Source organism: Sphingopyxis sp. (assembly GCF_036402335.1).
Taxonomy (GTDB): Bacteria; Pseudomonadota; Alphaproteobacteria; order Sphingomonadales; family Sphingomonadaceae; genus Sphingopyxis.
Genome location: NZ_DASWTD010000231.1, coordinates 1 through 9,821 on the forward strand (window position 1 = coordinate 1; position 9,821 = coordinate 9,821).

At 65.2% G+C, this 9,821-nt stretch carries 10 protein-coding genes and 1 pseudogene; 3 read left to right on the forward strand and 8 right to left on the reverse strand.

Annotated features, from left to right (window positions below):
• Position 1 precedes the first annotated feature (1 nt).
• From VGD20_RS07230 to VGD20_RS07240, 3 genes are all read left to right on the forward strand, one after another.
• Positions 2 to 1,204 (forward strand): serine hydrolase domain-containing protein, encoded by a 1,203-nt coding sequence (locus VGD20_RS07230; RefSeq protein ID WP_331133799.1) that lies wholly within the window; start codon positions 2 to 4, stop codon positions 1,202 to 1,204.
• 120 nt (positions 1,205 to 1,324) lie between these two features.
• Positions 1,325 to 3,358 (forward strand): 3-hydroxyacyl-CoA dehydrogenase NAD-binding domain-containing protein, encoded by a 2,034-nt coding sequence (locus VGD20_RS07235; protein ID WP_331133800.1) that lies wholly within the window; start codon positions 1,325 to 1,327, stop codon positions 3,356 to 3,358.
• A gap of 144 nt (positions 3,359 to 3,502) precedes the next feature.
• Positions 3,503 to 3,739: a hypothetical protein gene (locus VGD20_RS07240; protein ID WP_331133801.1), complete on the forward strand. Its 237-nt coding sequence runs from the start codon at positions 3,503 to 3,505 to the stop codon at positions 3,737 to 3,739.
• A gap of 137 nt (positions 3,740 to 3,876) precedes the next feature.
• On the opposite strand, the pseudogene mmsB reads toward VGD20_RS07240, so the two are convergent.
• The 8 genes and pseudogenes from mmsB to VGD20_RS07280 all read right to left on the reverse strand — a co-directional run.
• A pseudogene (mmsB, locus tag VGD20_RS07245) lies at positions 3,877 to 4,755 on the reverse strand (3-hydroxyisobutyrate dehydrogenase); the annotation flags it as partial.
• Positions 4,754 to 5,536: an enoyl-CoA hydratase-related protein gene (locus tag VGD20_RS07250; protein ID WP_331133802.1), complete on the reverse strand. Its 783-nt coding sequence runs from the start codon at positions 5,534 to 5,536 to the stop codon at positions 4,754 to 4,756. The gene VGD20_RS07250 and the pseudogene mmsB, both read right to left, overlap by 2 nt.
• A 106-nt stretch (positions 5,537 to 5,642) precedes the next feature.
• Positions 5,643 to 6,701: an enoyl-CoA hydratase/isomerase family protein gene (locus VGD20_RS07255; RefSeq protein WP_331133803.1), complete on the reverse strand. Its 1,059-nt coding sequence runs from the start codon at positions 6,699 to 6,701 to the stop codon at positions 5,643 to 5,645.
• A complete protein-coding gene (locus tag VGD20_RS07260) occupies positions 6,698 to 7,843 on the reverse strand; it encodes an acyl-CoA dehydrogenase family protein (RefSeq protein ID WP_331133808.1) in 1,146 nt (381 codons plus the stop codon). The genes VGD20_RS07255 and VGD20_RS07260 overlap by 4 nt, the downstream gene beginning before the upstream one ends.
• A 2-nt stretch (positions 7,844 to 7,845) precedes the next feature.
• Positions 7,846 to 8,283: a RidA family protein gene (locus VGD20_RS07265; RefSeq protein WP_331133804.1), complete on the reverse strand. Its 438-nt coding sequence runs from the start codon at positions 8,281 to 8,283 to the stop codon at positions 7,846 to 7,848.
• Positions 8,234 to 8,539 (reverse strand): I78 family peptidase inhibitor, encoded by a 306-nt coding sequence (locus tag VGD20_RS07270; RefSeq protein WP_331133805.1) that lies wholly within the window; start codon positions 8,537 to 8,539, stop codon positions 8,234 to 8,236. The genes VGD20_RS07265 and VGD20_RS07270 overlap by 50 nt, the downstream gene beginning before the upstream one ends.
• Positions 8,540 to 8,564: 25 nt before the next feature.
• The gene (locus VGD20_RS07275) at positions 8,565 to 9,101 is read right to left on the reverse strand and encodes a hypothetical protein (RefSeq protein ID WP_331133806.1); all 537 of its coding nucleotides are present in this window, start codon (positions 9,099 to 9,101) and stop codon (positions 8,565 to 8,567) included.
• 59 nt (positions 9,102 to 9,160) lie between these two features.
• Positions 9,161 to 9,821 (reverse strand): polysaccharide deacetylase family protein (locus tag VGD20_RS07280; protein WP_331133807.1); only part of this gene is annotated, 661 nt, incomplete at its 5' end.

Consider the following 9,821-nt stretch of genomic DNA (forward strand, 5'->3'; position numbering starts at 1 on the left):
CGTGAGCCACGGATTCGATACCAAACGCCTCGACCGCATTCCGGCCTTCCTCGCCGCCAAATATGTCGACACCGGCCGCCTGCCGCATGCCGCGACGCTGGTATCGCGGCGCGGCGAGATCGCGCATCAATCGGTCATCGGCGAGGCGCGGCCCGGCGAAGCGCTGAAAGAGGATGCGATCTTCCGCATCGCAAGCATGACCAAGCCGGTCACGAGCATCGCCTTCATGATGCTGGTCGAGGAAGGCAAGGTCGCGCTGTCCGATCCGCTCGTTAAATTTTGCCCCGAGTTCAGGGACACCGGCGTCTTCGTCGCGGGCGGCGGCAATGTGCCGTTCCTGACGCGGCCGCCGACGCAGCCGATCCGCATGGTCGACCTGCTGCGCCACACGGCGGGGCTGACCTATGGTTTCCAGGAGCGCACGCCGGTCGACGCCGCCTATCGCAAGGCGCGGATCGATGATTTCGATGCCGACTATACGATGGACAGCTTCATCGCCGATCTGGCGAAGATCCCGCTGCAGTTCGACCCCGGCGCACACTGGAATTATTCGATGGCGACCGACGTGCTCGGCGCGGTGATCGAGCGGATCGAAGGCAAGCCCTTCGGCGCGGTTTTGCAGGAGCGGATTTTCGGCCCGCTCGGCATGGTCGATACGGGGTTCAAGGTCCCCGCCGACCAGCAGCACCGGCTGACCGATGCCTACGCCTTTCATCCCAAAGACAAGAAGCAGGATTTCGACGGTGGCGCGCGAAGCCGCTGGGCGAAGGACCGCAGCTTTCATTCGGGCGGCGGCGGGCTCGCCTCGACGCTCCACGATTATCATCGCTTCTGCCTGATGCTGCTCGGCGGCGGCAAGCTGGGCGACGTGCGGATCATCAGCCGCAAGACATTGGAGCTGATGACGTCAAACCATCTGCCCGGCGGCGGCGATTTGACGCAGCACAGCGTCGGCATTTTCAGCGAGGACGAGAATGCGGGGGTCGGCTTCGGCCTCGGCTTTGCGGTGACGCTCGACCCGGCGGCTGCGGGCATTCCGGGCTCGGCGGGCGACTATTATTGGGGCGGCATGTTCTCGACCGGCTTCTTCGTCGATCCGGTCGAGGAGATTTGCATGGTCTTCATGACGCAGCTCATGCCCTCTTCCACCTATCCCGTGCGGCGCGAGGTCAAGACATTGGTCCACGCCGCGATCGACGATTGAAAATGCAAACCTCTCTTCCCGTTCGTGTCGAGCGCAGTCGAGACACCCAGAAGGCATGCGCCGACGATGGGCATCTCGACTTCGCTCGATGCGAACGGGGTTTAGTTTAAGGAGTCTGAAATGTCCGAAGAAACCCCCGTCAGCGTCACGCTGGAGAAGGACGGCGACGTCGCCGTCATCATCGTCAACAACCCGCCGGTCAACGCGCTGAGCTGGCACGTCCGCCAGGGGCTCGAGGATAATTTCGGCGCCGCGCTGGCCGACGACAGCGTCAAGGCGATCGTGCTGCGCTGCGCCGGCGCGACCTTTATCGCGGGCGCCGACATCAGCGAATTCGGCAAGCCGCCGCGCGGCCCCGATTTCAACGCGGTGCTCAACAGCATCGAAGCGGCGTCGAAGCCGGTTGTTGCCGCGATCCACGGAACAGCCCTTGGGGGAGGTCTCGAAACCGCGCTCGTCTGTCATTACCGCGTCGCGGTGCCCTCGGCGAAACTCGGCGTTCCCGAAGTCAAGCTCGGCCTGCTCCCCGGCGCGGGCGGCACGCAGCGCCTGCCGCGCGTCGTCGGCGTCGAAGCCGCGGCGACGATGACCTCGACCGGCGACCCGCTGCCCGCGTCGAAGGCGAAGGAACTCGGCCTTGTCGACGAACTCGCGGGCGAGGACAGCCTCGCCGCCGATGCCATCGCCTTTGCGCGCGCGAAGATCGCCGACGGCCCGCGTCCGACGCGCGAACGCCCCGTGTTCGGCGACGTCGCGGTGATCGAACAGCTCAAGACCGCCAACGCCAAGCGCTGGCGCGGGTTCGAGGCGCCTTACGCCAACCTCGCCTGTGTCGAAGCGGCGACGCGCCTGCCCTTCGAGGAAGGCCTTGCCTTCGAGCGGCAGGAATTCATGAAGCTGATGTTCGGCAGCCAGTCGGCCGCGCAGCGCCACATCTTCTTCGCCGAGCGTCAGGCTGCGAAGATCGACGGGCTGCCCAAGGACACCCAGCTCCGCGATATCAAGAAGGTCGGCGTGATCGGCGCCGGCACGATGGGCGGCGGCATTTCGATGAACTTCCTCCAGAAGGGCATCCCGGTGACCATCGTCGAGATGCAGCAGGAAGCGCTCGACCGCGGCACCGGCGTGATCCGCAAGAATTACGACGCCTCGGCAGCCAAGGGTCGCTTCAAGCCCGAGCAGGTCGAGCAAATGATGGGCATCCTGACCCCGACGCTCAATCTCGACGATCTCGCCGACTGCGACCTGATCATCGAGGCGGTCTATGAGAATATGGACGTCAAGAAGGACATCTTCGGCAAGCTCGACAAGATCGCCAAGCCCGGCGCGATCCTCGCGTCGAACACCAGCTACCTCGATATCGACGAGATCGCGACCGCGACGAGCCGCCCCGGCGACGTGCTTGGCATGCATTTCTTCTCGCCCGCCAATGTGATGAAGCTGCTCGAAGTCGTGCGCGGCGACAAGACCGCGCCCGATGCCCTCGCCACCGCAATGGCGATCGGCAAGAAGATCGGCAAGGTCGCGGTGGTCGCGGGCGTCTGCGACGGCTTTATCGGCAACCGCATGCTCAAACCGCGTCAGGTCGAGGCGATGAACCTGCTCATGGAAGGCGCGACGCCGCAACAGATCGACAAGGTGCATGTCGAATTCGGCATGCCGATGGGGCCGTTCCAGATGAGCGACCTTGCCGGCGTCGACATCGGCTGGCACCGCGACCCGACGCGCATCGAAAGCATCCGCGACGCGCTCGCCGCGGTCGGCCGCTGGGGGCAGAAGACCGGCAAGGGCTTCTACGATTATGACGAGAAGCGCAATCCGTCGCCCAGCGCCGAAGTCGCCGAAATCATCGAGGATTTCCGCCAGCGGTCGAACAAGGCGAAGCGCGAGATCAGCGATCAGGAAATCATCGAGCGCACCCTCTATCCGATGGTCAACGAAGGCGCGCTGATCCTTTCCGAAGGCAAGGCGCAGCGCGCGTCGGATATCGATGTCGTGTGGATCTATGGCTATGGCTGGCCGGTCTATCGCGGTGGCCCGATGTTCTGGGCGGGGCTGGAAGGCACCGACAAGATCGTCGCGGCGCTGGAGAAACATGGTTTCGCCGTGGCGCCGCTGCTCAAGGAAAAGGCCGAGGCAAAGTCGGGCTTCTAAGCCTCTTCTCGCTTACCATGATCAGGCCGTCTGTCCCGGTACGGGGCAGGCGGCCTTTCTTTTGCCTCCGCGCCGCCGCAGGTACGACCGGAAACTTGCGATTCAGGGTTAAAGCGCTGGCAAGGCCCGCCGTTACGGCAGAGCATGAACGCCATGTCCGCCCTTGCCGTCCTGCTGCTTGCCGGAAGCGCGCCGGCTGCCGCGCCCGTCGCGGCGCCGCAGGTGACCGCCGTCGCCGTGGCGCGCGCGCGGATATTGGCGCCCGCCGAGGTACGGCGGGTTGATGGGCGGATCGAGGTCCGGACCGGCGAGCGCAAGGCGCCAGCACAGGTGCACCGCACCGAACGCCGCGACGGGGGCGAGACGGCGGATTTTTTCTAAGACCCGTCGCCGCAATCCGATTCCGACCGCAGGATAATCTCCATATTATCGTCACCCCGGACTTGATCCGGGGTCCATGACTTCGACACCGCCCATGGATCCCGGATCAAGTCCGGGATGACGAAAATGGGGAGTGGTCAGCCCTGCAGCGTCTTGATGATCGCCGAGAAGTCACGGCCGTCCTTGTCGGCCTCGACAAAGGCTTCATAGAGTTCGCGCGCTTTCGACCCCATCGGGACATCGGCGTCGACGCTCGCCGCCGCCTCCATCGCGAGGCGCAGATCCTTGAGCATCAGCGCCGCGGCGAACCCGCCTTTATAGTCATTGTCGGCGGGGGTGGTCGGGCCGACGCCCGGGAGCGGCGCATAGCTGGTCAGCGACCAGCACTGGCCCGAGCTGACCGAGGCGATGTCGAAGAATTTCTGCGGATCGAGCCCGAGCTTCTGGGCCAGCGCGAGCGTCTCGCACGTCGCGACCATCGAGGCGCCGAGGAGCATGTTGTTACAGATCTTTGCACCCTGCCCCGCACCCGCGTCGCCGGCGTGGATTACCGCCTTGCCCATCTTGGCGAGGATCGGTTCGGCGCGCGCGAAGCCTTCATCGGTGCCGCCGACCATGAAGGTCAGCGTGCCGGCGTTGGCAGCGGCTATGCCGCCCGACACCGGCGCGTCGACCGCGACGAGGCCCTTGGCGGTCGCGGCTTCGATGTTCGCGCGCGCGGTCGCGACGTCGATTGTCGAGCAGTCGAGCAGCAACGTGCCCGCCGCGGCGTTGGGGAACACCTCGCTTTCGTAGACCGAGGCGACATGCTTGCCCGCGGGGAGCATCGTCACGACGGCCTCGGCGCCGGTGACGGCTTCGGCGGCGGAAGCCGCGCGGGTGCAGCCCGCCTCAACGGCGCGCGCGAGCGCTTCCTCGCTAAGGTCGAAGGCGCGGACGTCGTGCCCCGCCTTCGCCAGATTCGCGGCCATGCCACCGCCCATATTGCCGAGCCCGATAAATGCGATTTTCATATCACCGACCCTTCCACACGCCTTCGCGCTTTTCGATGAAGGCGGCCATGCCTTCGGCCTTGTCCTCGGTTGCGGCGAGGATCTGGAACAGGCGGCGTTCGTAGATCAGCCCCTGGTCGAGCGTGGTTTCGAACGCAGCGTTGACCATATCCTTGTTCACCATCGCGGCCATCGGCGGCATCGCGGCGATCGTGGTCGCGGTCTTCACCGCTTCGTCGACCAGCGTCGCATGCTCGACGACGCGCGCGACGAGGCCCGAGCGCTCGGCTTCGGCGGCATCCATCATCCGGCCAGTCAGGCACATTTCCATCGCCTTCGCCTTGCCGACCGCGCGCGTCAGCCGCTGCGACCCGCCCATGCCGGGAGCGACGCCGAGCTTGATTTCGGGCTGGCCGAATTTCGCTTTGTCCGACGCGATGATGAAGTCGGCCATCATCGCGAGCTCGCAGCCGCCGCCGAGCGCGAAGCCGTTGACCGCCGCGATCCACGGCTTGCGCACCTTCTTCACGAAGTCGCTCGTCCATTTCGAGAAGAAATCTTCGAGGTAGAAATCGGCGGCGGGCTTGTCGGCCATTTCCTTGATGTCGGCGCCCGCTGCAAACGCCTTGTCGCCCGACCCGGTGAGCACGGCGCAGCGCTGGCTGTCGTCGGCTTCATACGCCGCAAAGGCCGCGATGAGGTCGTCGAGCACGCCCGAGTTCAGCGCATTCAGCGCCTGCGGGCGGTTGAGCGTCACCAGCGTGACGGCCCCGCGCGTTTCGACGAGGAGGGTTTCGTATGTCATTCAGCAATCTCCGGATACCGTCACCCCGGACTTGATCCGGGGTCCCGCTCTTCAACCTCGCAAAGCGGGATGCCGGATCAAGTCCGGCATGACGAAGGGGGCTAGGTCAGGTGAGCGGGGTCCATTTCTCATTCTCGGGCAAGGGCGCGAAGATCGCGTCGATCCAGTCGTCGGTGACCGCTTCGGGGGTCGGCGGGTCCCATTTCGGGCTGTTGTCCTTGTCGATGATCAGCGCACGCACGCCCTCGATGAAGTCGTGCATCCGGGCGACGCGGCTGCCGATCGCATATTCCTGCGTCATCTGCGCGGCGAAGTCGTGCATCTCGCCGCCTTCCTTGAGCTGGCGGAGCGCGACCTTGCAGGTTTGCGGGCTCTTGGTGCGCAGCGCATCGAGCTCCTTCGCCGCCCATTCGCCGCCATCGGTTTCGAGCGCGGCGAGGATATCTTCATAGGTGTCGCTGGCGAACAGGCGGTTGATCTTGTCGATCTGGTGCGTGATCGCAGCGGGTAGCGCGGTGACCGAGAGTTCACCAAGGATGCCGCCGATGCGGTCCGGATGCTGCGCGATCCGCGCCTTGGCCTCGGCGAGCTTCTCCGACGGCAGATAATGCGTCGCGAGGCCGAGTGCGAGGCATTCCGCCCCGTCGAGCCGCGCGCCGGTGAGCGCAAGATAAGCGCCGACGCGGCCTTCGAGCCGCGGCAAATACCAGCCGCCGCCGACATCGGGAAACAGCCCGATCCCCGTCTCGGGCATCGCGAAGCGCGTATGCTCGGTCGCGACGCGATATTTCGCGGGCTGCGAAATCCCGACCCCGCCGCCCATCGTGATACCGTCCATGAAGGCGACGACGGGCTTGGCATAGGTGAAGAGCAGATGGTTGAGGCGATATTCGGTGTGGAAAAAGAAGCGCGCTTCCTTGCCGTCCTTCGCGCCGCTTTCCGCCAGCATGCGAATATCCCCACCGGCGCAGAAGCCGCGGCCCTCGCTATGGTCGATGATCACCGCCTCGACCGCATCGTCACCCTGCCATTTGACGAGCGCGTCGATCATCGCTTCGCACATCGGCAGGTTGAGCGCGTGGATTGCCTTGGGGCGATTGAGCGAGATGCGGCCGACGCGGCCGTCGGTCGAGATCAAAACATCGTTTGTAGGTTCCGGGGTCATTGGCGCAGCAGGTCCCTTCCGACGATCATCCGCATCACCTGGTTGGTGCCCTCAAGGATCGAATGGACACGCAGGTCGCGCCAGAAACGTTCGATCGGATAGTCGCGCAGATAGCCGTAGCCGCCGAACAGCTGCAGCGCGTCGTTGACGATCTTGCTGCCGTTATCGGTCGCGAGCCGCTTCGCCATCGCCGAAAAGCGCGACTTGTCGGGGGCGTTCGCGGTGACTTTCGCCGCCGCCATATAGAGCAAAGCGCGCGACGCTTCGAGGTCGGTCGCCATGTCGGCGAGCATGAACTGGGTGTTCTGGAAATCGGCGATCGGCTGGCCGAATTGTTGGCGATCCTTGGTGTAGGCGATCGCTTCGTCGAGGCAGCGCTGCGCGCCGCCGAGCGAGCAGGCACCGATGTTGAGGCGGCCGCCGTCGAGCCCCGCCATCGCGAAGCGGAAACCGTCGCCCTCGGCGCCGACCAGATTCTCCACGGGCACGCGGCAATCCTCGAAAATCACCTGTGCGGTCGGCGAGGCATTCCAGCCGAGCTTTTTCTCGGGCGCGCCGAAGCTGAGACCCGGCGTGTCCTTTTCGATGACGAGGCAGCTGATCCCCTTCGACTTTTCCTCGCTGGTGCGGACCATGCAGACATAGATGTCGTTATAGCCGGCGCCCGAGATGAACTGCTTCGTGCCGTTCAGCACATAATGGTCGCCATCCTTCTTCGCGGTCGTCTTCAAGGCCGCGGCGTCGGACCCCGAACCGGGTTCGGTCAGGCAATAGCTCGCGATCTTCTCCATGCTGACGAGGCCCGGCAGGAAACGTTCCTTGATCTCGGCGCCGCCGAAGCGGTCGATCATCCAGGTCGCCATATTGTGGATCGAGACATAGGCGGATGTAGCGGGGCAGCCATAGGCCATCGCCTCCATGATCAGCGCCGCCTCCAATCGGCCGAGCCCGATGCCGCCCGATTCCTCGGCGACGTAGATCGCACCGAACCCCAGCTCGCCCGCCGCCTTCCACACGTCGACGGGATAATGGCTTTTCTCGTCCCATTCGGCCGCGAAGGGCGTGATGCGGTCGGCGGTGAATTTGCGCGCCATGTCCTGGATGGCGAGCTGGTCGTCGGTAAGCTGGAACTGGTCGGTCATGGTCATTTCTCGATGATGGCTTCGGCTTCGATTTCGACTTTCCATTCGGGGCGGATCAGCGCGGGCACAACCAGCATCGTCGATGCCGGACGCACATTTTTGAATGCCGATCCGTGCGCGCGCCCAACGAGATCGGCGTCGGCGGCGTCGGTGATGTACATCCGCGTGCGCACGACATCGGCATAGCTGCCGCCGAGCGCTTCGAGCGCTTCGCCGATGATTGCGATGCAGCGCGCCGCCTGTGCTCCGGCGTCGCCGGGAGTCGAGCTGCCATCGGGTTCGATCGGCGCGCAGCCCGCAACGTCGATGCGGTTCCCCACCCGAACCGCCCGGCTGTAGCCGTACACCGGTTCGAACGGGGACGCCGAGCTGTGATTACGCCGCGCCGGATCAGCCACAGGTGACCTGCGTGATCTTGTAGGCGTCGTCGTACATGACATTCACGCGGTCAACGCGATAGTCCATCGTCATCGCCGAGCGCGGCGGCCCCCAGCGCAGCGTGCGCGCGCCGGCGGCTTTCAGGATCGCACCACCGAGGTCGGGGGTCGCGGTCTGGCCGACATAGGACTGCACCGCGTCAGCCTTGCAGGTCATTTCGGCCTCGGGCGGGGTCGGGGTCGATTCGACGGGCGGCCGCTCTTGCGTACAGGCGGCAAGCGGCAGAACGGCGGCAATTGCCAGGATGCGAATGTCCATCGTGAGTCTCCCTTTCAAAAAGCCGTCATCCGGCGCAGCGCGTATAGCGCATTGGACCGGCGGCGGCACCCTCGCCGGAGTCGCGACGGATCAGTGTTTTGCCGCCGTCGGCGAGGTCGAGCTGCATCCGGCGATCCCATTCGACGCCTTCGCCGCTGAATTTATAATCGGCGACGATGCGGTTCGCATCGGACGACGCAACGCGCGCGAGTTCGCCGTGCGATTCGTAAAAGCGCAGGTTCGTCGCATCAATCGTCAGCGCGGTGAGGTCGGTGCCCTTCTTTGCCGTACAGTCGGCGACCTTGAGCGCCCAGCGGCCGCGGATTGCGGACGGGATCGCCTTGCCGTCACCGGCGGTCGGGGTTTCGGGCTTGGCAGGGGTTTCCTCGGCGGCATCGGGCAGATCCGCATCGACCGCCGGTTCCGGCGTTCCGGGAGGCGATTGGCGCTCGGCCTTTTGCAGCGGCGAGATCGCCGCGCTGTCTTCGGGCTGCGACTTGTCTTCGCCGCCGCTGCACGCGGCGAGCAGCAGCAATCCGGCGGGAAGCATCAGGCGGGTCATCGGCAATCTCCTTCGAAAGGAGAATGCCCGGTGCGGCGTGCGGGTTTCATGGCGGCGCGTCATTCGCCGAGCACCTTTTCACGGAATGCCGCGGTCGCAAGGTCGGTCTGGTTATAACGATACCAGCGCGGCGCGGGGACGCCCGCAGCCCAGGCGAGCGCCTCGGTCAGCGTGCCCTGCGCCGACGGCACGTCGGGCATTTCCCTGCCGATCGGATCGGCATAGGCGGTATCCGCGCTGACCACGGTCCAGCCAGCCTTGCGCAATGCGCGAACGAGGTCGCCGATGTGGAGCGCCGCAAGGTCGGTTTCGTGAAGGAGCATCACCTGCACCGGCTGGCGGCCGGTGACGCGCTGCATCATCGCGTCAGCGAAGTCGGCCGCCGCGACATGCCATGTGACATAGAGATTGCCGAGCGCCTTGCGGTCGACCGTCTTCCCCGCCTGCACCGCCTCGCGCGTCAGGCTTTCGAGGTGCCAGTCCGACGATTCTGCGGTGACATAACCGTTGCGCAGCCCGCGCGCGGCGAGCCCGGCACGCAGTGCATCGCGCTTTACCTTGTCCGTGCCGCCCTCGTCGAGGAAGGGAAAGCGAAACCACGGGCGATAGCCGGGGCGGCCCTTGAGCCACATCTCGGCCTTGTCGATATCGGCGAGATAGGCCTCGGCGCTCGTCGCGTTCAGATGCGGGTGGCTGAAGCTGTGGTTGGCAAGGACATGC